The following is a 24,539-nucleotide window of genomic DNA, read 5'->3' on the forward strand; positions in this document are numbered from 1 at the left end:
GGCTGAAAGCCCCGAAACGGGCGGCCATCAGGCGGCCAGCGCGTCGGCCTTTCGAGTATCGGAGGCGCCGGCGAGCAGGCGCCCGGCGAAGGCACCGGCGATTTCCGCCGCGACGATGTCCGCGGTCGCGGCCGCCAGCGTCCAGCCGAGATGGCCATGGCCGGTGTTGTAGAACACCGACGGCCGCCGCCCGCGCCCGACGCGCGGCAGCATGTTCGGCATCATCGGCCTGAGGCCGGCCCAGGGCAGGACGGAGGCGGTCGACACACCGGGAAAGCGCAGGCGGCACCAGTCGACCAGCGGGCGGATGCGCGCCGCCTTGATGTCGCGGTTCTCGCCGGCGAACTCGGCCGTCCCGGCGATCCTCAGGCGGTCAGCCCCGAGCCGGCTGGTCGCGACCTTGGCGTGGTCGTCGAGGATCGAGACCCAGGGCGCCGCCTCCCGGCTTGCCGCATCATCGAGATTGACGGTCACCGAATAGCCCTTGACCGGATAGATGTTCACGCGGTCGCCGAGCTGCCGGGCGAAGCGCCGGCTGGCGACGCCGGCACAGACGACCACCGCGTCGAAGCGCTCCGTCCGCGCCGCCCCGGCGGAGGTATCGCGGTCCTGCCAGGCGACGGTCGCGCCGCCGTGATCGGAGGCGGTCAGCCGCGTTACGTCGGCATCGGTGCGGATCGTCGCGCCGCGGCGCAGGCACGCCTCGGCAAGCCGGCGGGTGAACTTGTGGATGTCCCCGGTGAAGTCGGTCTCGGTGAAGAAGCCGCCGACGAAGTTGCCGCTCAGCGCGGGCTCGATCGCCGCGATCTCGGCCGGCGTCACCGCGCGGCGCGTCAGGCCGCCCTTCTCCAGCAGCCGGTTGACGGCGGCACCGTGGTCGAACTCGTCCTGCTGCTCATAGACATGCAGGATGCCGCGCATCTCGGCGTCGAAGTCGAAGCCCTCGGCCTCCGCCATGTCGAGAAGGTGCCGGCGCGCCTCGATGGCGAGCTTCGTCGTCGCGATCGTATTGGACTCGTAGTCCCGCGCCGCCAGCACGAATTCGGCCATCCAGGAGAGCTTGTGCCAGCTGGGCGCCGGATGGACGAGCAGCGGCGCGTCCTTCTTCAGCATCCATTTGACGCCCTTGAGGAAGGTCGACGGCTGGTTCCACACTTCGGCATTCGAGGCCGAGAGCTGGCCGGCATTGGCGAAGGAGGTCTCCATGGCCGCATGGGCGTTGCGGTCGAAGACGGTGACGTCGAAGCCGCGCAGGAGAAGCTTGTAGGCGGTGGTGATCCCGGTGATGCCGGCGCCGATCACGGCGATGGAGGTCATGACGATCCCTTCCTCCCGCGCGATGCGGGGGTCTCGGTCCTGCCCCTTCCGTCATGAGCCACCAGAGCTTCACGACCGCGGACGACGTCCGCGCGGCGTTTTCTCCTTCGGCGGACGGCGTTTCGCGCGCCGTCTCTCTTCGGACTCTTGCGACGCCAAGCGGTCCTTCTGCCTGAGAGTTTCCGGGGCGGTTGCTCCTTCGGCGCCGGCTCGTCGCCGGTCTCTCCCGCATGCGTCGATATCCCCGCGACATAGGGGAAAGGCTGCTCTCTAGCAAGAACCGACGCGGCCGAAGGCCGGCTCGGCATGGCCGTCATGCGGCCGGCGCATGAGACGCTCCGCCGGCCGCGCCTCACTGGCAAGCGTCGCACCATCTCTGGCGACTAACGTTCCGGAAGTGAAGGCCGCGCGCCGCTTTGGCGGCAACGGCCGTGGCTTATCGCAAAGTCCACGCGTCCGCGGGGGATGCCAGGGGCGCCGGTCCCGCGGCCACGAAGGGAAGGGTATGTCGGAAAGACTCGGCGCCAGAGGCCGTATCACGATCGGTTTCCTGCCCGTCGCGCTTCTCGCGGCGCTGCTCTGCCTCGGCCTGATCCGGGCGCTCGGCGGCTTCGCCGGCTATGCTGCGGACGGCGCAGACGTCCTGCGGCAGGGCGCCGCCGTGGCGGCATTGCGTGCCGACGTCGCGGCTCTGCGCAAGACCGCCCTCGACTACGACCTCTCGCCGTCCGAAACTGCCGCTTCGGCCTTCGAGGCGGCGGCGGCGACGGCGCGCAAGCAGGCGGACGACACGGCGGCGCTGCTCGCGGGCGAGGCACACTTGCAGCCGCGGCTCGCCGCGGTCCGGGCCGATCTCGACCGCTATGCCGGCGCCTTCTCCGACTATGCCGGCCTGCACGCCGCGCGCCAGGACGCCGTCACCAAGCTCGAGGACGCGGGGCCGCTGGCCAGCGGAGCGATGGCGGACGTGATGCTGACCGCCTGGCGCGCCTTCGACATCGAGGCGCTCTACCAGGCGACCCAGACCTTCGATTCTCTGAACCAGGGCCTCTATTCGAGCGAACGAGCGATCCAGCTGCGCGACGCGGCGGCGGCCAAGACCGTCGAGGCGAAGCTGGCGGAGACGCTCGGGCGCTACGACGCCATGGTCAAGATCATGACCGACCCGCCGCAGCTCGAACGCGCCAAGGCGGCGCTGACGCTGATCAAGGACTTCCAGACGGCATTCGGCGAAGCCGACCAGGCGGGCGGCAAGATCGGCGCGCTGCGCGAGGCGGTGCTCACCGGCATGCCTGCCGCGCTCGACAAGTCGCTGGCGAGCGTGGGCCAGACGATCGCGGACACCGAGGCGGGCATCGCGCCGGCCGAGCACGCCTATGCCGACCGGGTCGCGATCGGCGCGGCGGCCGCCTGCCTGATCCTGATCCTTGTCGGGCTGCTCTGCGCTCAGGTGACCGGTCGCTTGCTCGGCAGGCGGGTTCGTTCGGCCGCCGACCTCGTCAGCCGGATCGGCGCGGGCGGGGCGACGGAGGAGATGTCCGCCGCGATGCTCGCGCCCCGGCACGAGTTCGGCGCGCTGGCCCGCGCCTTGAACGAGCTCAGCGAAAGCCGCGGCAAAGCCGAAAGTGCCGCCGAGACGGAAGCTGCGACCGCCCGCGATACGGCGCTGCGCGAACAGGCGGCGCGCGAGGCTGCCGAGGCCGAGGCGAACCGCCGCAACGACATGCTCGCCGAGCGGCTCGGCGATGCCCTCGCCCGTCTTGCCGACGGTGATCTCACCGCTCGCGTCGAACCGGGCCTGCCGGACCCGCACGGGCTCGGCGAACGCTTCAACAGCGCCGTCGAAAATCTCGACGAGGCGCTCGGCACGATCATTCCCTCGCTCGGCACGATCCGCGCCGGCATCGGCGAGATCGCCGTCGCCGCGGACGACCTCTCCCGCCGCACGGAGCAACAGGCCGCAAACCTCGAACAGACCGTGGCGGCGCTCGGTGAGGTCACCGGCCGCGTCGGCGAGACCGCCCGCGGCGCCGGACGCGCCGATACCGCGGCGGGGACCGCCAAGGAGAAGGCCGAGCGCGGCGGCGAGATCGTCGGCCGCGCCGTCTCCGCCATGGCGTCCATCCAGCAGTCGTCGGAGAAGATCGGCAAGATCCTCGGCGTCATCGACGAGATTGCCTTCCAGACCAATCTCCTCGCCTTGAATGCCGGCGTCGAGGCGGCGCGGGCCGGCGAGGCCGGGCGCGGCTTCGCCGTCGTCGCGCAGGAGGTGCGTGGCCTCGCCCAGCGCTCTGCCGACGCCGCCAAGGAGATCAAGGCGCTGATCGCCGCCTCGCGCGAGCAGGTGGATGCCGGCGTCAGGCTGGTCTCGCAGTCCGGCCAGTCGCTGGAGGAGATCGTCGCGGACGTCTCGGAGATGAGCCGCTTCGTCGCCGAAATCGCCTCGAGCGCCAAGGATCAGGCGACGAACCTGCGGGAAGTCTCCGTCGCGGCCGACCAGATGGACACCGCGACCCAGCAAAATGCCGCGATGGTAGAGGAGACGACCGCCGCCGCCGCCCAGCTGAGGACCGAGACGGAGCGGGTCATGGCGCTGGTGAAGAGCTTCCGCACCAACGGCAGCGCCGTTCAGGAAGAGGACGAGGAGGCCGAGCGGCCGGTGCCGGCGCGCACGCCGGCGGCGGCGCGGCCGCCCGTCCCGCAGAAACCAGTCGCCCGCTGGACGCCGCCCGCGGCCATCGACGCGCCGAAGAAGCCCGCCAAGGTCCGCCAGCTGCGCAGCACCGGCAGCAGCGCCCGCAAGGCGACCGAGGCCGAGGACGGCTGGGAGGAGTTCTGACGCCTCCCGGCGCTCCGGAAGATCCTCGCCCCTCCCCGCGGGCCTGCGGCCCGCTTGGTCAGACGACCCTCAGATCCTCGTAACTCACCATCACATGCTCCCGGTAGGCCGGGCGCTGCGTCAGCCGGTCGTAATAGCCGGACAGGGCCGGCCGGTCCGGGCGCGCGATGTCGATATCGAAGTAGCGGTAGAGAATGTGGCCGAACTGGACGTCGGCGAGCGTGAAGTCGTCGCCGGCAAGGTACGCGTGACGGGACAGCTGCGCCTCGGCGATGTCGAGCTTCTTTCCGAGGACCGCGAGCGCCTTGTCCAGCGCTTGCGGATCGCGGTCGGCCGGGGCTGTGCGCACGACGCGCCAGAACACCGGCTTGGCAAAGCTCGCCGCCACCTCGACCTTCGCCCACTCCGCCCATTTGTCGACATGGGCGCGCGCCGCAAGCTCGGCCGGCCAGAACGGCGGCTCGCCGTAGCGCCAGGCGAGATAGCGCAGGATCGCCGCCGATTCCCATAAGGGCTCGCCGCCGTCGTCCCGGACCACGGGCACGGTCCCGTTCGGGTTCATGGCCAGAAACTCCGGCTTGTCGTTGCCGCCGAACTTGTGCCCGACGTCATGGCGCTCATAGGGCAGGCCGAGCTCGCCGATCGCCCACATCACCGCCTGCACGTTGGACGAGTTCGCCCGCCCCCAGACCGTCAGCATGGTCATTCTCCTCTCGGGAAGCGCTGAGACTCTTCGACGATGTTCAAGTCCATGTGGTTGCGCATGTAGCGCTCCGAGGCCTTCTGCAGCGGCTGGTAGTCCCAGGGATAGTAGGCGCCGTTCCTCAGCGCCTCGTAGACCACCCAGCGCCGCGCCTGGCTCTCGCGCACCTCGGCGTCGTAGCGTTCCATGTCCCACTGCGCCCGCATCTTCTCCTGAAAGCGCTGCAGCGTCTCGGCATGGGCCGGGTCCCCCGCAAGGTTCGTCAGTTCCTTGGGGTCGGCCTCGAGGTCGAAGAGCTGCGGCGGGTCGAGTTCGCAGTGGTTGAACTTCCACCGCCCCTCGCGGATCGAAACCAGCGGCGCGTAGGAGCCCTCGGCGGCATATTCCATGTAGACCGGCTCGGGGCGGGCTTCGCCGTTCACCATCGGCACCAGCGAATGGCCGTCCGTCCACGGCTTCACCGCGCCCATGTCGATGCCGGCGAGATCGCAGAGCGTCGGGGAAAGGTCGATGGTCGAGACCGGCGCCTCGACGAGCCGCGGCTCCAGCCCCGGCGCGGCGATCATCAGCGGCACGCGGGCCGAGCCCTCGAAGAAGCTCATCTTGAACCACATGCCGCGCTCGCCGAGCATGTCGCCGTGATCGGAGACGAAGACGACGATGGTGTTTTCGTCCATGCGGGTGCGCTTCAACACGTCGAGCAGCGCGCCGATCTTCTCGTCGATGTAGGAGAGATTGGCGAAGTAGCCGCGCCGCGCCCGCCGCACGTTCTCCGGCGTGATGTCGGATTTCTCCGCGTCGTTGGCCTTGTACAGCCGCTGCGAATGCGCGTCCTGGTCCTCGAAGGCGATGGGGCCGACCTCCGGCTCCAGATGCGCGCAGTCCTCGTAAAGGTCCCAGAACTTTTTCCGCGCGACGTAAGGGTCGTGCGGATGGGTGAAGGAGACCGTCAGCGCCCAGGGCCGCGCGTCGTGGCCGCGCGACAGATCGAACAGCTTCTGCTCGGCGAAGAAGGCGACCTCGTCGTCATACTCCATCTGGTTGGTGATCTCGGCGACGCCCGCCCCGGTGACCGAGCCGAGATTGTGGTACCACCAGTCGATCCGCTCACCGGGCTTGCGATAGTCCGGCGTCCAGCCGAAATCGGCGGGATAGACGTCGGTCGTCAGCCGTTGCTCGAAGCCGTGCAGCTGGTCCGGCCCGACGAAGTGCATCTTGCCGGAGAGGCAGGTGTGGTAGCCGGCGCGGCGCAGGTGATGCGCATAGGTCGGGATCGCCGAGACGAACTCTGCGGCGTTGTCGTACACCCGCGTGCGCGAGGGCAGCTGGCCCGACATGAAGGACGCCCGGCCGGGCGCGCAGAGCGGGCTCGCCGTATAGCTGTTCCGGAACCGCGTCGAGCGCTGCGCGAGGCGCTTCAGATGCGGCATGTGCAGGAAGTCGGCCGGCCCGTCCGGGAACAGGGTTCCATTGGCCTGGTCGACCATGATGATGAGGAAGTTCGGGCGGGCCATGGCTGCGGTTCTGCCTCTGCGTTCGGGGAAGGGTTTCGGGGCGGACAGAGCGGCATAACGCGGGAGGACGACGCGGGACAATGGGGACGAGGCGAACGTCGGCGTGCGCGACGTCCGCCGGCGCGAGGCCGGTGACGAAAACTGCGTGCTGTCTTCCAGTTCGTCATCCCGGCCTTGAGCCGAAATCCATTCCTCCACATCGCCAAGTCTGCCTCGATGCAGCATGTCGGGCAGTCCCCCACATGGGCCTGCTGCTACCGATGCGTCACGCCAGCTCCGGGCGTCTTGGCATGGATCCCGGCTCAAGGCCGGGATGACGAAGCGGAAAAGCGAAGCTCCTGCGCAAGCCGACAGGACCCTTCGCTGCCGTCGCGATCGCGCGCCCGATGTCCCTTCACCTCGCGACGGCCGCGGTGTGGTGTTTCGCGTCTCGCAACGCTAAAGCCGCGCCGAAAGGATGCGGGAATGTTCCAGGGGAAACGAATCGCGGCTGAGACCGCCGATGCGACGCCGCCGGCCGATGCGGCCGTGCGGGCGGCCCAGGGCTGGGGCGGCCATGCGCGCGCGACCGTGATCCTCGCCTTGCCGCTGATCGGCGCCCAGCTGGCGCAGATGACGATGAACGTCACCGACACGGTGATGGTCGGTTGGCTCGGCGCCGAGCCGCTGGCCGCCGCGGTGCTGGCGACGCAGGCCTTCTTCCTGTTCTTCATCTTCGGGACCGGCTTCGCCCAGGCCTGCCTGCCGCTCGCCGCCGCTGCCGAAGGCCGGAACGATCCGCGGGGCGTGCGCCGCTCGGTGCGGATGAGCCTGTGGGTGCTGATGCTCTACGGGGCGCTCGCCCTGATCCCGCTACTGAATATCGAGACCATCCTCGTCGCGCTCGACCAGAAGCCGGAGACCGCCGCGCTGGCGGGGCAGTACATGCGGGTCGGGGCGTGGTCGATCTTCCCGGCGCTGCTCGTCATGGGCCTGCGCTCCTATCTGACGGTCGTCGGCCGCGCCTATCTGATGCTTTCGATCATCATCGTCGGGGCGCTGACGAATGCTGCGCTGAACTGGGTGTTCATCTTCGGCCATCTCGGCGCGCCGGCGCTCGGCATCACCGGCTCGGCCGTCGCGACACTTTGCACCAACAGCTTCATGGCGGCGCTGATCGTCGGCTACACAGCGCTCTCGCCGGGGCTGCGGCGCTACGAACTCTACGCCCGCTTCTGGCGGCCGGACTGGCCGGCCTTCGCGGAGGTGCTGCGGCTCGGCTGGCCGATCGGCGCGACGATCATCGCCGAGGTCGGCCTGTTCGCGACGTCCTCGATCATGATGGGCTGGCTCGGCACCATCCCGCTCGCCGCGCACGGCATCGCGCTGCAGATCGGCTCGATCTCCTTCATGATCCCGCTCGGGATCGCCAGCGCCGCGACGGTACGCGTCGGCGTCGCGCACGGGCGGGGCGACCGGATTTCGCTCGGCCGGGCCGGTACCACCGCCGTCTGCCTCGCCGCCGGCATCGCCTGCCTCGCGGCGACGCTGTTCTTCCTGTTCCCGAACCGGCTGATCGGCTTCTACCTCGACGACGCCAATCCGGCCTCCGCCGAGGTTCTCCACACGGCGATCCCGCTGCTCTTCGTCGCGGCGATGTTCCAGATCGTCGACGCGCTGCAGGCGGTCGCCTCCGGCGTCCTGCGCGGCATGAGGGACACGCGCATCCCGATGCTGATCGCCCTCGTCAGCTACTGGGGGGTCGGCATGCCGGTCGCCTGGCTCCTCGCCTTCCCCGCCGGCCTGGGCGGCCCCGGCATCTGGTGGGGCCTCGCCTCGGGTCTCGCCGCGGCGGCGGTGATGCTGAACTGGCGCGTGGCGCGGCGGGAGCGGAACGGGCTGCTGGGGGCCGATTGAGGGCGCTCACCTCATCAGCCTGCGACGCTTGACCTACTCCTCCTCGCCTCATCGCCACGTCTCCGCGCCGACAGAATCTTGTTGATCAGCCCAATTCCGGTTCCTCCTCGGTGGTCACACGTTTGTCGCAGTCGACGTTTGTTCGACCTCCTCGACCGTCTGGCCGAAATGCTCAGCGTAAAGCTGCCGAGGCTGATGAACTTCAAAGCTGTATCCGCCTTAAGAGCCGAATATTCGCCGGAGTACCCCCACAATCGGCTCTAACGTTGTTGCGGCAAGAACAGCAGCGGCAAGCCCGGCTGTTACCACGCCGATCACTGAAGCCAGCCAATCGTAAGCTGCCTTTTGAGCTTTGACATCCCGACGTGCCGACTTGATTTCCTCGGCCGGCGCTGACGGAAACTCATCAGAATGTTCAAGCCGGAATTTCTCGTAATCCACCTCATCGTGATTGATGTTATAGCGGCGAAGGATATCGTCAAAGCGAGTGGATTAATCAAGCAAAATAGCAGTATTTATTGGCTCCACTGACCCGTAGATCGCGACGAAGCGAATTTATTTCAAGAGCACATCGCTGGAACTGATCGGCTTTCACTGGATCGGCGCTGGATGACTGCAGGAGTGAAGACGCGAGGATTATCAATGAAAAGGCAATTGTCGTTAGATTGAGCGCACTTCCGAGCAGACTCGGGACAGGAAAAAACACCGGAAGAAGCGTCAGCACGATTACCGCGGCCGAAGCGTAAGCCGTAGTCGCAGTCCGCCTTCGATCTCTCGCTTCCAGTCGCTTCGATGCGTTAAAGCGGGCACCTTTCGTACGCTTCATCTCTTTCAAAAGCTGCTCGCGAGCGTCTCTTAAAGCCATCTGAGAAGAATTTTCCGTCTGATTCGCTTCCTCGACCACACTCATATTCAGTCCGCCAATCGCTTATTTGGATCTACATGATACTATGTTTTGATATAAGATTCAGTGTTCGCTAAGGCAGCGACTGCGGCTAGCTGAGAGCGATCCGTACTCTCGCGCCCGATGACGGGTGCCAGTATCTCCCACAAGAATCGGCATCCCGATAACTGCCGTAGAGGGATGGTGAGTCGGAAAGAGCTGAACCTGTTGGTGAGATGCAAAATGGCGCGGCCCGTTGCCGAGCCGCGCCGTCTGTTCATTCCGTCATGCGCCGCCGCTTACGCCGCGACGCGGTCGCCTTGCGCATTGGCCTTCGAGCCGACGACGTAGAAGATCAGCCGGTCGCCGCCGGCGGAGATCTTCACCGTCGACTCGTCCTTCACCTCGCCCATCAGGATCTTCTCGGCGAGCGGATCCTGGACCTCGCGCTGGATGACGCGCTTCAGGGGCCGCGCGCCATAGGCGGGGTCGTAGCCCTTCTCGGCGAGCCATTCGCGGCCGCTGCCGTCCAGCTCCAGATGGATCTTGCGATCGGCGAGCAGCTTTTCGAGCCGCTCCATCTGGATGTCGACGATCGCGCCCATCTCGGACCGGTGCAGCCGGTGGAACAGGATCACCTCGTCGACGCGGTTGAGGAACTCCGGCCGGAACGAGGCCCGCACCACGTCCATCACCTGGGACCGCGCAACTTCGGCGTCCTCGTCGTCCCGCAGCGCCGTCAGGAACTCGGACCCGAGGTTCGAGGTCATGATGATCAGCGTGTTGCGGAAGTCGACCGTGCGCCCCTGCCCGTCCGTCAGCCGCCCGTCGTCGAGCACCTGCAGGAGGACGTTGAAGACGTCGGGATGCGCCTTCTCGATCTCGTCGAACAGGATCACCTGGTAGGGCCGGCGCCGGACCGCCTCGGTCAGCGCCCCGCCCTCCTCGTAGCCGACATAGCCCGGAGGGGCGCCGATCAGCCGCGCGACGGAGTGCTTCTCCATGTATTCCGACATGTCGAGCCGCACCATCGCCGCCTCGTCGTCGAAGAGGAAGCTCGCGAGCGCCTTGGTCAGTTCGGTCTTGCCGACGCCGGTCGGGCCGAGGAACATGAACGAGCCGATCGGCCGGTTCGGGTCCTGCAGTCCGGCGCGGGCGCGCCGCACCGCCTTCGACACCGCCTGCACCGCCTCGCCCTGGCCGACGACGCGCCTGGCCAGCGCGTCCTCCATGCGCAGGAGCTTGTCGCGCTCGCCCTCCAGCATCCGGTCGACCGGAATGCCGGTCCAGCGCGAGACGACCTGGGCGATATGGTCCGCCGTCACCGTCTCCTCGACCATCGAGCCGGGCTTCTCGCCGTCGCGCGCCTCGGCCTCCTTCAGCTCGGCCTCGAGCTTGGGGATGATGCCATAGGCGAGCTCGCCGGCGCGCTGGAACTCGCCGCGACGCTGCGCGATCGCGAGATCGTTGCGCGCCTCGTCCAGCTGGCGCTTCAGATCCGCCGCCTGGTTGAGCTTCGACTTCTCCGCCTGCCAGGTCTGGGTGATGCGGTCGGACTCCTCCTCGAGGTTGACGAGTTCGTCCTCCAGCCGCTCAAGACGATCCTTCGAGGCGTCGTCGGTCTCCTTCTTCAGGGCCTCGCGCTCGATCTTCAGCTGCATGATGCGCCGGTCGATCTCGTCGAGCGCCTCGGGCTTGGAATCGACCTGCATGCGAAGGCGCGAGGCGCCCTCGTCGACGAGGTCGATCGCCTTGTCCGGGAGGAAGCGGTCGGTGATGTAGCGGTTCGACAGCTGCGCCGCGGCGACGAGGGCGGAGTCCGAGATCCGCACCTGGTGGTGCTGCTCGTACTTCTCCTTCAGGCCGCGCAGGATGGAGATCGTGTCCTCCACCGTCGGCTCGGAGACGAAGACCGGCTGGAAACGCCGGGCGAGCGCGGCGTCCTTCTCGACATGCTTGCGGTACTCGTCGAGCGTCGTCGCGCCGACGCAGTGCAGTTCGCCGCGCGCCAGCGCAGGCTTCAGGAGGTTGGAGGCGTCCATCGCCCCGTCCGCCTTGCCGGCGCCGACGAGGGTGTGCATCTCGTCGATGAACAGAATGATGTTGCCCGCAGCGGCCGTCACTTCCGACAGCACCGCCTTCAGCCGCTCCTCAAACTCGCCGCGATATTTCGCGCCGGCGATCAGCGAGCCCATGTCCAGCGCCATCAGCTGCTTGTCGCGTAGGGATTCCGGCACGTCGCCGTTGACGATCCGCAGCGACAGGCCTTCCGCGATCGCGGTCTTGCCGACGCCCGGCTCGCCGATCAGCACCGGATTGTTCTTGGTGCGCCGCGACAGGACCTGGATGGTGCGGCGGATCTCGTCGTCGCGGCCGATCACCGGGTCGAGCTTGCCCTCGCGCGCCGCCGCGGTCAGGTCCCGGGCGTATTTCTTCAAGGCGTCGTAGCCGCTCTCGGCCGAGGCGGTGTCGGCGGTGCGGCCCTTGCGCAGCTCGTTGATCGCCTCGTTGAGGCCGTTCGGCGTGACGCCGGCCTGCTTCAGGATGTCGGCCGTCCTGGCGCTCTTCTCGATCGCGAGCGCGAGCAGCAGCCGTTCGACCGTGACATAGCTGTCGCCGGCCTTCTTGGCGATCTCCTCGGCGGTCGCGAAGACCTTCGCCAGCGGCTGCGCCAGATACATCTGGCCGGAGCCGCCCGACACCTTCGGCATCGCCTTCAGCGCAGCCTCGACGGCGAGGCGCACCTCGTTCGCGCGGCCGCCCGCCTTCTCGATCAGGCCGGCCGCGAGGCCCTCCTCGTCGTCGACGAGGACCTTCAGGATATGCTCCGGCGCGAACTGCTGGTGGTCGCTGGAGGCCGCCAGCGTCTGCGCCGACTGCACGAAGCCGCGCGCGCGCTCGGTATATTTCTCGAGATTCATGGATCGTCTCTCCTTTCGTCGCATCGCCCGCCTTCGCGGCACGCTGCGCTCGTCCCTGGAGTCCGGCCCCCGCATTCGGCGGACCGCCCGCGGTGGATATGGGTGGGCGGATGATCCCGATAAAGAGGGGCACGCGCCAGACGTTGCAAAAATGTTACGCTCAACGCGAGGCCCCGGCATAGGCGGCGGAAAGGGACCCTTCCGCCTCGCACGGCTAAGCGCGCACCGCCTTGATCTCGATCAGAAAGCCGCTCGCCGGCAAGGCCGGAAGCTGCGAGAGATCGACCGAGAGGTCCTGCGCCGGCACGTCATAGTCGACCTTGCGGACCATGACGCCGAGCATCGCCTTCATGACGTCGATCGTCAGCCATTCGCCGGCGCAGCGGTGGTTGACGACATGCTCGCCGCCGCCCTGCGGGATCATCGTGTAGGCGTCGCCCGGCCAGTCGAGGAAGCGCTCCGGGCGGAAGACGTCGGCGTCCGTCCAGTGCCGCTCCTCGTGGCAGGTGCCATAGAGATCGAGCATGAAGCGGTCGCCCTCCTCGAAGTCGTGGACGCGCCAGGAGAAGCGCCGCCGCGCGATGCCGGCAACGACCGGGAAGAAGGGCGCCGTCCGCCGCACCTCCTGCGCGAAGGCCTCGAGGAAGGCGTCGTCCCGTTCCAGCCTCTCCCGCATCTCCGGATGGTCGTGCAGCGCCAGCATGGCGAAGGTCATGAAGCGGGCGACGGCGACGGTCGGGCGCAGGATGTTCAGCATTTCCACCGCCGCGACGTCGAGGTCCAGCGGATTGCCGTTCAGATCCCGGTGCCGGGCGATGATGTCGGCGGCCGAGCCTTCCGGCGGCGCGCGGAAGCCCGCCCGTACTTCCTCTATCACGCGGCGCATCAGCGCCTCGGAGTGGTGCCGGCGGGTGCGGGCGACCCAGTTGGACGGACCGACGGAGCCGGCATTGTCGATCATCGCGCCGAGTTCGTCGATGAGCCCGGCAAGCTCGTCGTCATCGAGTTCGACCCCGGCCCAGCGGCAGACCGCCCGGCCAATCGCGGTGCGAAACGCATCGTGCGCCTTGACCGCGCCGCGCCCCCGGAGCGCGGTGAGATGCGTCGTCAGTTCCTCGGCGGAAAGCCTGGCGATGTCGGCGAGGCGCTCCGGCACCATCATCGCCATGAACATCTCCTTGCGGTGGCTGTGGGCCGCCGCGTCCAGCGTCGCGACGCTGCCCTCGTCCTGCAGGAGGTGGAGCACGAAGCTCGGCAGCGCGCCGTTGCGGGTCATGCGCTCCGGCTCGTAGAACATCCGCGCCGCCTCGGCGCCGCGCAGGCAGTAGAACGTCTCGCCGAGGAGCCGGGCCGAGAAGATGTCGGTGTCCAGCTCGCGGCAGCGGTTGGAGATGAAGGCGTATCCCTCGCTCTTGAAGGCGAGCGAGCTGTCGAGGGCGTGAACGCTGGGAATGTCTGCCATGGGTGCCTCCTTCAGGCGGCTTTGGACGGGGAACCGGCGAAGATCGACCGGTCGAGTTCGCCGACCGAGCGCCGGCCGGACAGGCCGAGCGTCAGGTCGAGGTCGGCGGCGAGATTGTCGATGACCGCCCTCACGCCCGCCTCTCCGGCAAGCGCCAGGCCGCAGATGTAGGGCCGGCCGATCAGGACGGCGGTCGCGCCGAGGCCGAGCGCCTTGACGATGTCGGCGCCGGTCCGGATGCCGCTGTCGAAGAGCACCGGCACGCGGCTTTCGACCGCGTCGGCAACGAGCGGCAGCTGGTCGAGCGCGGCGGCGGCGCCGTCGACCTGGCGGCCGCCATGGTTGGAGACGACGAGGCCGTCCACGCCGCAGTCGAGCGCCCGGCGGGCGTCGTCCGGATGGAGGATGCCTTTCAGGACGATCGGCAGCCGCGTCTTCTCGCGCAGCGCCGCCAGCTTGTCCCAGGAAAGGTCGGTGCGCGAATAGATCGCCAGGAAGCGGCGGATGCTGTCGGCCAATTTCTTCGGCCCCATCGGCGCCGCGGCTCTGCTCCATTTGCGCTGCGAGCCCAGGAACTCCGCGAGCGAGGCCACGGCGCCGAGCCGCGGGCGGGGCAGCGGGCCGATCTCCTCGTCGGCCACCGACAGGCGCTGGAACACCGGGTCGGACAGATAGTTGGCGATGCCGCGCCCGCGCAGGAACGGCAGATAGCCGAGGTCGAGGTCGCGGCAGCGCCAGCCGAGTTCGGTGGTGTCCAGCGTCACGACGATCGCTTCGTAGCCGTAGCGCTCCGCACGATCGAGGAAGCTCTCGACCAGTTCGTCGCGGGCGGACCAGTAGAGCTGGAACCAGCGAGGACCGGAGCCGACCGCGTCGGCCACCGCTTCCATCGGATAGGAGGCCTGGTTGGAGGTGACGAAGCCGATGCCGGCAGCCGACGCCGCGCGGGCCGCGGCGAGATCGGCCTCGCGATGCGCCATCTCCAGGACGCCGATCGGGCCGAGCAGGAAGGGGAGCGGCAGCGTCCGGCCGAACAGCTCGATGGAAAGATCCCGGCTCGAGACGTTGCGCAGCATGCGCTGGACGATCGGGTAGCGGTCGAAGGCGGCGCGGTTCTCCGCCATGGTCCGTTCGGCGCCGGCACCGCCGAGGAAATAGGCGGCGGAACTGGCGTCGAGCTTCTTCTTCGCCGCCGCTTCCAGCGCCGCCGGCGCCGTCGGCACGGCGGGCCGCCGGCCCAGCAGGCCGTCGGCATAGATCTTCGTCTGGCGATGACGGCCGAGGGACGGCATGGGGGATCGCGCTCCAAATCCTCCGGGCTGCTGGAGCATTATGAGCGAATCGGCGGGTCCGTTCCCTGCCGATGCAGATCGAGTGGAGAGACACCTAAAGGAGGCGGCGCGCGAGCGGCTGAACGCGCCTCAGGGCGCTTTCCGCACCGACGCGGTGCCGGTCGCGGGTATCGGGGCTACTCTGAACGAAAAGGGCGCCGCGAGTGACGCGACGCCCTTTCCAGATTTCGATCGGTTGAGACCGACGGCTCAGCCGTTGGAGGCCATCAAGAACGCCGGGAGCTCGTTGCCCTCGCCGTCCTTGGCGCCCTCGCCGTCGCCGCCGTCCTCGGACTTCTTCTTGCGCGGCCGGCCGCGCGGCTTCGGCGCCGCACCGGCCTCGGCGTCCTCCGGCTTGGCGCTGCGACGGCGCGCCGGCTTGGCGGTCTCGCCGCTCTCGGACGCCGGCTCGGCACTCGCCCCGCCAGGCGCTGCAGTTTCCGCCGCGCCTTCGACACCGCGCTCCCGGCGCGGACGACCCCGGCGCTTCGGCCGATCGCTCTCCGCCTCGCCGCCGGCCGACCCGGCGATAGCTGCCTCGACGGTCTCGCCCTGCGCGCCTTCCGCGGGCTGCGTCTCGCGCCGCGGACGATGGTCGCCACTGTTCTGGCGCGGCTGGTCTCCGCCGGACGCCATCTCCACGCCGCCGGCCGGGCGATCCTGGTCGATCACCGGCTGGGGTCCCATGCCGTTCGGCTGGAAGCGCTCGCGGCGATCGCGATTGCGATCGCGGTTCTGGTCGCGGCCGCCACCATTGCCGTCCCGCTGCCCGTTGAAGTCGCGGCCGCCATTGCCGGCCTGCTGGCGCTCGCCGTTCTGGCCGCCGCCGTTGCGATAGCCGCCGTCGCGGTTGTTGTCCCGATAGCCGCCCTGCTGGCGACGCTCGTTGCGATCCTGGTTCCGGTCCTGGCCGCGATCCTGCCCACGGTCCTGATAGTCGCCGCGGTAGCCCGACGTCTCCAGGCCGTCCTCGTCCTCGTCGTCGGCGTCGTTGTCGCGCGCATTCTGGTCGTCGCGCGGCTGAAACTGCGCCTGCGCCGCGGCGATGATGCGGTTGTAGTGCTCGGCGTGCTGGAGATAGTTCTCGGCCATCACCCGGTCGCCCGAGGCGGACGCATCGCGCGCCAGCTGGGCGTACTTCTCCGCCACATGCTGCGCAGAGCCGCGGATCTTCACGTCCGGACCGTTCGACTCGTAATTCCGCGACAGCGGGTTCGGGCCCTTGCGTCCGCGACCCCGCATACGGTTCTTCTGCTGTCCTGGCCTCATGCTCTTCCTGTTCTTTGGATGCGCCGGCAGCGCCGGTCTGGCCTTAGCCATAGACGCATACAGCGTCCCAGAAGGCGGCTCCGGCATCGCAGAACCGCTGATCAAGATGTTAAAGTCGATATCGCCTGGCGATGAGACCCGCAGGCCCGACGGACGGCCTTTCAGCCATCTCGAGCATCCCTCGGCCGCGCCGTCCGGGATGTCCCCCTCGATTGTTCCGCTTGGATGCGACCCTAGTGGGGAAACCCTGCTGTCACAAGCACTTTCTCCGAATAGTCGTCATTTCGAACGGTTGTGTGACGCTATTGCGCCGAATCGGGGTTTTCGCGCCGCCGGGTTGCGGCGAAGGCGAGCACCCGGATGATTCCGGACAGGTCGCGATGCGTCGCGGCAAGCCTCATGCCGCCACCCGAAAACACGGCCGCCACGTCGTCCGCCTGCCCCGCGCCGATCTCGACCATGACCTGCCCGTCATGCGCGAGTGCGTCCCGCGCAGATGCTGCAATCGTGCGATAAGCCGAAAGGCCGTCGACGCCCCCGTCGAGTGCGAGAACCGGATCATGCTCGCGCACCTCCCGGGCGAGCGAGCGAATCTCTTCGCTGGGGATATATGGGGGGTTGGAGACGATAAGATCAAGGGGGCCGCCGACCGCCGCGAGGAAATCCCCCCGGACAGCCAGCATCCGGTCGGCGACGCCGGCGACCGCGGCATTGCGCATCGCCGTCGTCAGGGCTCCGGCCGCGACGTCGACGGCAAGGCACAGCGAGGACGGGAACAGCGCCAGCAGCGACACCGCGATCGCCCCGGTGCCGGTGCCGAGGTCGGCGAAGCGGCAGGTTCCGCCCTGCCGCGCCCGCGCATCGAGGAAGGCGCGCGCCGCCTCGACCAGCGTCTCGGTGTCGGGACGCGGTTCCAGCGTCTGCGGCGACAGGAAGAACTCGTGCTCGTAGAATGCCCGCCGGCCGATGATCCGGTGCACCGGCTCGCCGGCGAGGCGGCGCTCGAGGAACGCCGCCAGCCTGACTTGCGCTTCCGGCGGAACGCGCCGCGACGAGGCGGCGTGGACGGTGCCCGGCTCCAGCCCGGCCGACTCGGCGAGAAGCAGCCGCGCATCCAGCTCGGGCGTTCCGGTGCCGGCGGCGCGAAGGCGGGTGGCGGCGGCGCGCAGGACGTCCGCCAGCGGCTTCCCGCCCGCGCCGTCCGTCTCAGCCATCGACGCCCACCGCGGCCAGCTGATGCGCCTGATGGTCGGAAATCAGCGCGTCGACGAGTTCGTCCATCTCGCCCTCGATCACGCGGTCGAGCTTGTAGAGGGTGAGGTTGATGCGGTGGTCCGTTACCCGACCCTGCGGAAAGTTGTAGGTGCGGATGCGCTCCGAGCGGTCGCCGGAGCCGACCTGGCTCTTGCGCGCCGCCGAGCGCTCGTCGTCGGCCCGCTGGCGTTCGAGGTCGTAGAGCCGGGCCTTGAGAACCTGCATCGCGCGGGCGCGGTTCTGATGCTGCGACTTCTCCGAGGACGTCACGACGATTCCCGTCGGAAGATGCGTGATGCGCACGGCAGAGTCGGTGGTGTTGACGTGCTGGCCGCCGGCGCCGGACGAGCGCATCGTGTCGATGCGGATGTCCTCGGGGCGCACGTCGATGTCCACCTCTTCGGCCTCGGGCAGCACCGCGACGGTCGCCGCCGAGGTGTGGATGCGCCCGCCGGATTCGGTCTCCGGCACACGCTGCACGCGGTGGACGCCGGATTCGAACTTCAGCTTGGAGAAGACGCCGGCGCCGCGGATCGAGGCGATGACCTCCTTGTAGCCGCCGACCTCCCCCTCGCTGGCGGACAGGATCTCGACCTTCCAGCCGTTGAGTTCGGCAAAGCGCTGATACATGCGGAAGAGATCGCCGGCGAAGAGCCCGGCCTCGGAGCCGCCGGTGCCGGCGCGGATCTCCAGGATGGCGCCCTTCTCGTCCGCCGCATCCTTCGGCAGGAGCAGGATGCGGATGCGGCCGGTCAGGTCCTCCAGCCGCTCCTTCAGATCATCGATCTCGGCCTCGGCAAGTTCGCGCATCTCGCGGTCGGCGGAGGGGTCGTTCAAGAGCTGGCGCGAGTCGGCGAGCTCGGCTTCGGTGCGGCGGAACTCGCGGATCGCGGCCACCACCTCCTCCAGCGAGGCATATTCGGCGGCGAGGCGCGAATAGACGTCGTGCTCCGGCCCCGAGGCCATCTCGGCTTCGAGCTTGTCGTAGCGCGACAGGATTTCGTTGAGCGTGGCTGTCGGCAGTGTCGCCATACTGTCCTTGATCGGAATCTCGGTGTGAATCGGAGCGCCGGCGCGGCGCGTGCCGGACCGCCGTCGGCTCGGAGCCGCGCATGCGGCTCCGGCGATGTGCCGCTAATATGGTATCGCGTGGCTCTTGGCGAAATCCACCAGCGCCTGGCGGAGCGTCACCGCCGGCAGCGTCTCGGAGAGATGGGCGTCCATCAGCTCGGACAGCTCCGAGGCGTCGAGCGCCACGATCATCGCCTTCACCGGCCCGACCGACGGCGCCGCCATCGAGATGGAGCGGAAGCCGAGGCCGATCAGCGCCATCGCCGACAGCGGCCGCCCGGCCATCTCGCCGCACAGCGTGACCGGGACGCAGTGGCGGCGGCCGGCGTCGAGCACCAGGCGCAGCGCCCGGAAGAACGGCGCGGACAGATCGTCGAACCGGCCGGCCATGCGGGTATTGCCGCGGTCGACCGCAGTGAAGAACTGGAACAGGTCGTTGGAGCCAATCGACACGAAGTCGAGGGATTCCATCAGCGCGTCGAGCTGGAAGAGCAGCGCCGGCACCTCGATCATCGCGCCGATCTTCAGCGCCTTCGGCAACTCGTAGCCGAAGCGCGTCAGATGCTTCAGCTCGCGCTGGATCAGCTCGCGCCCCTGCCGCACCTCGGAGACGTCGGTCACCATCGGGAACATGACGCGCAATTCCCGCCCGGCGGCGGCCTTCAGAAGCGCGCGCAGCTGCGTGCGCATCAGCCCGGGGCGGTCGAGCGCCAGCCGCAGAGCGCGATAGCCGAGCGCCGGATTGTCCTCCGGCGACTGGTTGAGATAGGGCAGCAGCTTGTCGCCGCCGACATCGAGCGTGCGGAAGGTCACGGGCCGGCCGCCGGCGGCGTCGAGCACCGCGGAGTAGAGCCGCTCCTGGTCGCTCGCGCGCGGCATGGTCGAGGCCACCATGAACTGCAGCTCGGTGCGGAACAGGCCGATGCCTTCCGCCCCCGACTCCTCCAGCTGCGGCAGATCGACCAGCAGGCCGGCGTTCATCTGGAGCTGGATCTCGACGCCGTCCTTGGTCCGGCTCGGCTGGTCGCGCAGCGACCGATAGCGCTGCTGGCGCTCGGCCCGGAAGCGCACCTTGTCGGCGAAGAGCGCCTCGATCTCGCCCGGCGGGCGCAGATGGACGCTGCCGTCCTCGCCGTCGACGATGATCGCGTCGCGGTTCTCCGACATGGAGACCGCGCCCTTGGCCTGGCCGACCACCGGGATGCCGAGCGCGCGGGCGACGATGACGACGTGGCTGGTCGGCGCGCCCTCTTCCAGCACCAGGCCCCGGATCTGGCCGCGGCGATAGTCGAGGAGTTCGGCCGCGCCCATCTGGCGCGCGACCACGATCGTGTCGTCGGCCTCGGCGAGGTCGCCGTCGGCGCGTCCGATCAGCTGGCGCAGGAGCCTGTTGGCGAGGTCGTCGAAATCGTGCAGCCGCTCGCGGATATAGGGGTCGGTGAGGTGCATCATGCGGGCGCGCATGTCGGACTGCACCTTCTCGACCGCGGCTTCGGCGGTCAGGCCGTTGCGCACCGCCTCCTCCAGCCGGCGCACCCAGCCCCGGTCGTGCGCGAACATGCGGTAGGCTTCCAGCACCTGGCGGTGTTCGCCCTCGCCCGCGACGTCGCGGCGGGCCAGCATGTCCTCGATCGAGACGCGCAGGAAGCCGAGCGCCTCCCCGAGCCGCTCGACCTCGGCCTCCATGTTCTCGTTGAAGAGGTTGGTGACGACGACGCGCGGCTCGTGCAGGACCACGCGGCCGATGCCGATCCCCTCGGACAAGGCGACGCCCTCGAAGGTGACCGGCCGCGTCAGGTCGAGGGCGACGCCCGGCCGGGTCAGCCCTTCGAGGCCGCCGGCGGCGATCATCTCGGCGACGACCATCGCCACCGTCTCCAGCGCCTCGGACTCCTCGTCGCGATAGACCCTCGCCGACTTGTTCTGGACGACGAGGACGCCGAGCGTGCGCCCGGCTCTGAGGATCGGGACGCCGAGGAAGGAGTGGTAGATCTCCTCGCCGGTCTCCGGCAGGTAGGTGAACGCCGGATGCTTCTGCGCGTCGGAGAGGTTCAGCGGCCGCGCCGTCGCGGCGATGGTGCCGACGAGGCCCTCGCCGAGCTTCAGCTGGGCGAGGTGGACCGAGCCGGGGTTCAGGCCTTCGGTGGCGTAGAGTTCGAGGACGGCGTCGGCCCGCAGGACGTAGAGCGAGCAAACCTCCGCCACCATTGTCTCGGCGATCAGCCTGACGATCTGATCGAGTCGCGACTGCGGCTCGAGGCGCTCGGCCATGAGCTCCCGGATGCGGCGCATGAGAACGCGCGGACCTGACATGTCGTTTCTGATCAACGCGGTCGTCCGTTTCCGGCGATCTGCCCCGTCAGCCTGCCCGGCCGCCGGGCGAATCGCCCGCTCTGCATCAGATCACAATTTCACGACTCTCCCAACCGGGCGAAGCGCAGCAAGAATGAGACGGGCCGCGGAGCGACCGCCCCCGCCTGATAGCGGCCGCAACCCACGGCTTCAAGTCCGCAGATCGGGCGAGCGCAGGCCCGCGATCCTGCCCACCGGGGGAGGTCTCGGCCGGCCCCGGAAGCCTACGCCTTGTCGAGCCCGTAGACGGAATGGAGCGCGCGCACCGCAAGCTCGGTATAGTCGCCGTCGATCAGGATGGAGATCTTGATCTCCGAGGTGGTGATGGCGCGGATGTTGATGCCGCGCGCCGCCAGCGCCTTGAAGGCCGTCGCCGCGACACCGGTGTGGCTGCGCATGCCGACGCCGATCACCGAGACCTTGGTGAGGCCCGTCTCGCTCTGCATGGCGTCGTAGCGCATCTCGCCCTTGGCCTTCTCCAGAAGCGTCGTCGCCTTCGCAAGGTCGCCGGCCGGCACGGTGAAGGTCATGTCGGTCGAGGCGCCGGATTCGGAGATGTTCTGGACGATCATGTCGACGTTGACGCCGGCGTCGGCGAGCGGCCCGAAGATCGCCGCGGCGACGCCCGGACGGTCCTCCACCCGCCGCAGCGAGATCTGCGCCTCGTCCCTGGCGTAGGCGATGCCTGTGACGACCTGCTGTTCCACGATGTCATCCTCGTCGCAAATGAGGGTCCCCGGAGGGTTGTCGAAGTCGCCCATGCCGGGGGCGTCCGGGTCCTCGAAGGAGGAGCGCACGAAGGTGCGCACCTTGTGAACCATGGCGAGCTCGACCGAGCGCACCTGCAGGACCTTGGCGCCGAGCGAGGCCATTTCCAGCATCTCCTCGAAGGAGATCCGGCTCATGCGGCGGGCCTTCGGCTCGATGCGCGGATCGGTCGTGTAGACGCCGTCGACGTCGGTATAGATGTCGCAGCGATCGGCCCCGATCGCCGCGGCGATCGCGACGGCCGAGGTGTCGGAGCCGCCGCGCCCGAGCGTCGCGATGCGGTTGTCCGGTGCAAGTCCCTGGAAGCCGGCAATCACCGCGACCTGGTCCTCGTCGAAGCGCCGCGCGATCTCGGAGGCGTCGATCTCCTGGATGCGGGCCGCGCCGTGCGCGNCGATGCGGTTGTCCGGTGCAAGTCCCTGGAAGCCGGCAATCACCGCGACCTGGTCCTCGTCGAAGCGCCGCGCGATCTCGGAGGCGTCGATCTCCTGGATGCGGGCCGCGCCGTGCGCGCCGTCGGTGCGGATCGGGATCTGCCAGCCCTGCCAGGACCGGGCGTTGACGCCCATCTCCTGCAGCGTGATCGCCAGGAGCCCGGCGGTCACCTGCTCGCCCGACGCCACCACCGCGTCGTATTCGCGCGCGTCGTGCATCGGGGCCGCCTGCCGGCACCAGCCGACCAGCTCGTTGGTCTTGCCGGACATGGCCGAGACGACGACCGCGCAGTGATGGCCGGCGTCGACCTCGCGTTTGACATGCCGCGCCACGTTGCGGATGCGGTCGATGTCGGCGACGGAGGTTCCGCCGAATTTCAGGACGAGACGGGCCATGGGAACGGTTCGGCGTCTGAAGCCGGGAAAGAGCCGGCGCTTTTACATGAACGAGCGATGTCGCGGCGCCGGATGCGTCCCGGCGGGCGGGCGTTCCCTAGCCGATGCGGCGGGGGATCGCAATTCCCTACGCGCGGTGTTGGCCGCGGCGCGAGGCCGGCGCCCGGCCGGCTCAGGCCCGGCGGTTGCCGCCGGCATGCGCCAGACGCCGCATCTGCACCATCGCCATCGGATGCCTCAGGCTCTCGGCGTCGGTCTCCAGCGTCAGCTCGTCGGCACCGCGCTTGGTCGTGCGGGCGACCAGTTCGAAGACCGACGCCGTCGTCGTCTGCAGCGCCTTTTCCGGCGAGGCGCCGGACAGGATGCGGGCGAGGAAGACCGCGGAGGTGAGGTCGCCGACGCCCTTCGGCGCGTTGTCGATCAGCCGGTGCTCGGCGAGGATCGTCTCGAAGTCGCGCACCAGGAGATTGCCGGTGCCGCCGCGCAGCATGCCGAAGGCGGAGGTGACGACGACGGTGCGCGGCCCCAGCGCGCTCGCGGCTTCCGCAAGGTCGCGGTTGTCGGCGAGGTCCAGGCCGCAGAGGAACTCCAGCTCGGATCGGTTCGGCGTCATGATGTCAGCCACCGGCAAGAGATGGTCGCGGATCGCCTCCAGCGTCTCCTTCGGCTGGTAGAGCCGGCCGGCATCGGCCGTCGCGGGATCGCAGAGGACGATCGCCTGCGGGTTCGCCCGTTTCACCGCCTCGATCAGCCGGAGCGTCGGGGCGATCTGGTCCGCCGCGCCGAAATAGCCGGTGAGCACCGCCCCGACCTCGCCGAGCCAGGGCGAGCGGGCGAGATCCTCGACGAGCGCGGAAAACGCTTCCGCCGGCGGCACGATGCGGGTGCCCTTTCCGTGGCCGGGGTGGAAGGGCAGCGTCACCGTCGGCACCGACCAGACGGGAAAGCCCAAAGTCTCCAGCGCGAAGGCGGCGGCGCGGTTGCCGACGCTGCCGCGCGCGACATGGCTGGAGATCGAGATCACGGCGAGCCGGTCCCGCCCCGGCATCGTCTCCCCGGCCATGTCAGCCCGCCACCAGCTGGCGCACGAGAAGGAGCAGGAAGACCACGAGCCCGGCGACGCCGGCGAGCCGGCCGATGCGCGTGCCGATCACCTCGATCCGGTCGTTCGGATCGGCGTCGCCTGCCGTGAAGTGCTCCCGTGTCCGGAGGAACATCGCGGCCGCATGCGCGCCGATCTGCGGGTCGGTCTCGTGCCGCACCCGCTCCAGGATGGCGCGCGCCTCGCGCTGGCGTTCGTCTTCGGGCGGCTGATGGTCCATGGCCACCACCTCTCGCCGAAATGGCGGCGGAGGGCAACAGGGGAGCGGCGCGGGGCGACGGTCACGCTCGGCAGGTGGCCGTCATCCTGCGGATGCAAGGGGCTGGCGATGCGCCACTCGGAGCAGCCGGCTCAGACGCGCTCCAGCGGCCGGTGCGGACCCTGGGGCAGGTCCACGCGGATCGTGTCGCCCGGTCGCACGACGCCGCCGACGCGCACCACAGTCATGATGCCGGCCTTGCGGATCAGTTCACCGCCCGGCCCCTTGCCCAGCACCGCCTTCAGGAGACCCGGCCGGAAGGCGTCGATCTGGCGGCAGGGATTGCGCAGGCCGGTGACCTCCAGCACGGCGTCGGCCCCGAGCCGCAGCAGCGCTCGACGCGGCAGGTCGAGCAGCGATACGCCGCGGGTCGCGACATTCTCGCCGAGGTCGCCCGGACCGACAGGGAAGCCCTGGCCGGCCAGTTCCTCGAACAGTTCGGCGTGGATCAGGTGCACCTGGCGCAGGTTCGGCCGGGTCGGATCGACGGCGACGCGCGAGCGGTGCTGCACGGTGACGCCCGAATGCGCGTCGCCCGCGACGCCGAGGCCCGCAAGGAGGGTGATCTCAGGCGTCGGGGCCTTGGAAAACCGATGCTCCCCGTCCCGGCAGACGGCGACGACGTGTGCTGTCATGGAATTCCCGCTTTGCCTGCATGTCCTCTTAAGCTTCTTTCCATGCTAATTTTGGGAAGGAGGATCGAGCCATGGGACAGACATCGGCAAGGAAGTCAGCAGGACCGCGTGACGCGGCGACGAAGGTTGCGCA

Annotated in this window: 18 protein-coding genes and 1 riboswitch; of the genes, 2 read left to right on the forward strand and 16 right to left on the reverse strand. The window is 68.9% G+C overall.

Going from position 1 to position 24,539, the window contains the following annotated elements; all coding sequences use genetic code 11:
• Positions 1–27 precede the first annotated feature (27 nt).
• Positions 28–1,317, reverse strand: a complete 1,290-nt coding sequence (locus tag AB5S17_RS06435) for a D-amino acid dehydrogenase (protein WP_369237332.1) — start codon at positions 1,315–1,317, stop codon at positions 28–30.
• 150 nt (positions 1,318–1,467) lie between these two features.
• Positions 1,468–1,556, reverse strand: a riboswitch (glycine riboswitch).
• 266 nt (positions 1,557–1,822) lie between these two features.
• Here AB5S17_RS06435 and AB5S17_RS06440 point away from each other — a divergent pair.
• Positions 1,823–4,156 (forward strand): methyl-accepting chemotaxis protein, encoded by a 2,334-nt coding sequence (locus AB5S17_RS06440; RefSeq protein ID WP_369237335.1) that lies wholly within the window; start codon positions 1,823–1,825, stop codon positions 4,154–4,156.
• A 58-nt stretch (positions 4,157–4,214) separates the two neighbouring features.
• Here the strand turns inward: AB5S17_RS06440 and AB5S17_RS06445 are convergent, their stop codons facing one another.
• Positions 4,215–4,862 carry a glutathione S-transferase family protein gene (locus AB5S17_RS06445; protein WP_369237337.1) on the reverse strand — a complete coding sequence of 216 codons (648 nt, stop codon included), beginning with the start codon at positions 4,860–4,862 and terminating at the stop codon, positions 4,215–4,217.
• Positions 4,859–6,373 (reverse strand): choline-sulfatase, encoded by a 1,515-nt coding sequence (gene betC, locus AB5S17_RS06450; protein ID WP_369237339.1) that lies wholly within the window; start codon positions 6,371–6,373, stop codon positions 4,859–4,861. Before betC ends, AB5S17_RS06445 begins: the two co-directional genes overlap by 4 nt.
• Positions 6,374–6,838: 465 nt before the next feature.
• Between betC and AB5S17_RS06455 the strand changes: the two genes are divergently transcribed.
• On the forward strand, positions 6,839–8,269 hold the full coding sequence (locus tag AB5S17_RS06455; RefSeq protein WP_369237341.1) for an MATE family efflux transporter: 1,431 nt from the start codon (positions 6,839–6,841) through the stop codon (positions 8,267–8,269).
• A 219-nt stretch (positions 8,270–8,488) separates the two neighbouring features.
• Here AB5S17_RS06455 and AB5S17_RS06460 read toward each other — a convergent pair whose 3' ends face one another.
• From AB5S17_RS06460 to AB5S17_RS06520, 13 genes are all read right to left on the reverse strand, one after another.
• Entirely contained in the window at positions 8,489–8,710 is a 222-nt protein-coding gene (locus tag AB5S17_RS06460) for a hypothetical protein (protein WP_369237343.1), read from the reverse strand.
• A 55-nt stretch (positions 8,711–8,765) separates the two neighbouring features.
• Positions 8,766–9,179 (reverse strand): SLATT domain-containing protein, encoded by a 414-nt coding sequence (locus AB5S17_RS06465; protein ID WP_369237345.1) that lies wholly within the window; start codon positions 9,177–9,179, stop codon positions 8,766–8,768.
• Positions 9,180–9,451: 272 nt separating this feature from the next.
• Complete coding sequence (clpB, locus tag AB5S17_RS06470; protein ID WP_369237347.1) at positions 9,452–12,073, reverse strand: ATP-dependent chaperone ClpB; 2,622 nt, start codon at positions 12,071–12,073, stop codon at positions 9,452–9,454.
• A gap of 214 nt (positions 12,074–12,287) precedes the next feature.
• Positions 12,288–13,535, reverse strand: coding sequence for a cytochrome P450 (locus tag AB5S17_RS06475; RefSeq protein ID WP_369237349.1), 1,248 nt, complete (start codon positions 13,533–13,535; stop codon positions 12,288–12,290).
• An 11-nt stretch (positions 13,536–13,546) separates the two neighbouring features.
• Complete coding sequence (locus tag AB5S17_RS06480; RefSeq protein WP_369237351.1) at positions 13,547–14,827, reverse strand: alpha-hydroxy-acid oxidizing protein; 1,281 nt, start codon at positions 14,825–14,827, stop codon at positions 13,547–13,549.
• Positions 14,828–15,076: 249 nt separating this feature from the next.
• Entirely contained in the window at positions 15,077–16,108 is a 1,032-nt protein-coding gene (locus AB5S17_RS06485; RefSeq protein ID WP_369237353.1) for a DUF4167 domain-containing protein, read from the reverse strand.
• 329 nt (positions 16,109–16,437) lie between these two features.
• Positions 16,438–17,349, reverse strand: a complete 912-nt coding sequence (gene prmC / locus AB5S17_RS06490; protein ID WP_369237355.1) for a peptide chain release factor N(5)-glutamine methyltransferase — start codon at positions 17,347–17,349, stop codon at positions 16,438–16,440.
• Positions 17,342–18,421, reverse strand: a complete 1,080-nt coding sequence (gene prfA, locus AB5S17_RS06495; protein WP_369237357.1) for a peptide chain release factor 1 — start codon at positions 18,419–18,421, stop codon at positions 17,342–17,344. Before prfA ends, prmC begins: the two co-directional genes overlap by 8 nt.
• Positions 18,422–18,523: 102 nt before the next feature.
• A complete protein-coding gene (ptsP, locus tag AB5S17_RS06500; protein WP_369237415.1) occupies positions 18,524–20,785 on the reverse strand; it encodes a phosphoenolpyruvate--protein phosphotransferase in 2,262 nt (753 codons plus the stop codon).
• A gap of 251 nt (positions 20,786–21,036) precedes the next feature.
• Positions 21,037–22,410, reverse strand: coding sequence for an aspartate kinase (locus AB5S17_RS06505; protein WP_369237359.1), 1,374 nt, complete (start codon positions 22,408–22,410; stop codon positions 21,037–21,039).
• A 172-nt stretch (positions 22,411–22,582) separates the two neighbouring features.
• On the reverse strand, positions 22,583–23,473 hold the full coding sequence (gene pdxY, locus AB5S17_RS06510) for a pyridoxal kinase PdxY (RefSeq protein ID WP_369237361.1): 891 nt from the start codon (positions 23,471–23,473) through the stop codon (positions 22,583–22,585).
• 1 nt (position 23,474) lies between these two features.
• Positions 23,475–23,732: a hypothetical protein gene (locus tag AB5S17_RS06515; protein ID WP_369237363.1), complete on the reverse strand. Its 258-nt coding sequence runs from the start codon at positions 23,730–23,732 to the stop codon at positions 23,475–23,477.
• 131 nt (positions 23,733–23,863) lie between these two features.
• Positions 23,864–24,406: an MOSC domain-containing protein gene (locus AB5S17_RS06520; protein WP_369237365.1), complete on the reverse strand. Its 543-nt coding sequence runs from the start codon at positions 24,404–24,406 to the stop codon at positions 23,864–23,866.
• Positions 24,407–24,539: the final 133 nt, after the last annotated feature.

This window comes from Jiella sp. M17.18, from assembly GCF_041027365.1.
Lineage (GTDB): Bacteria > Pseudomonadota > Alphaproteobacteria > Rhizobiales > Rhizobiaceae > VKMB-3413.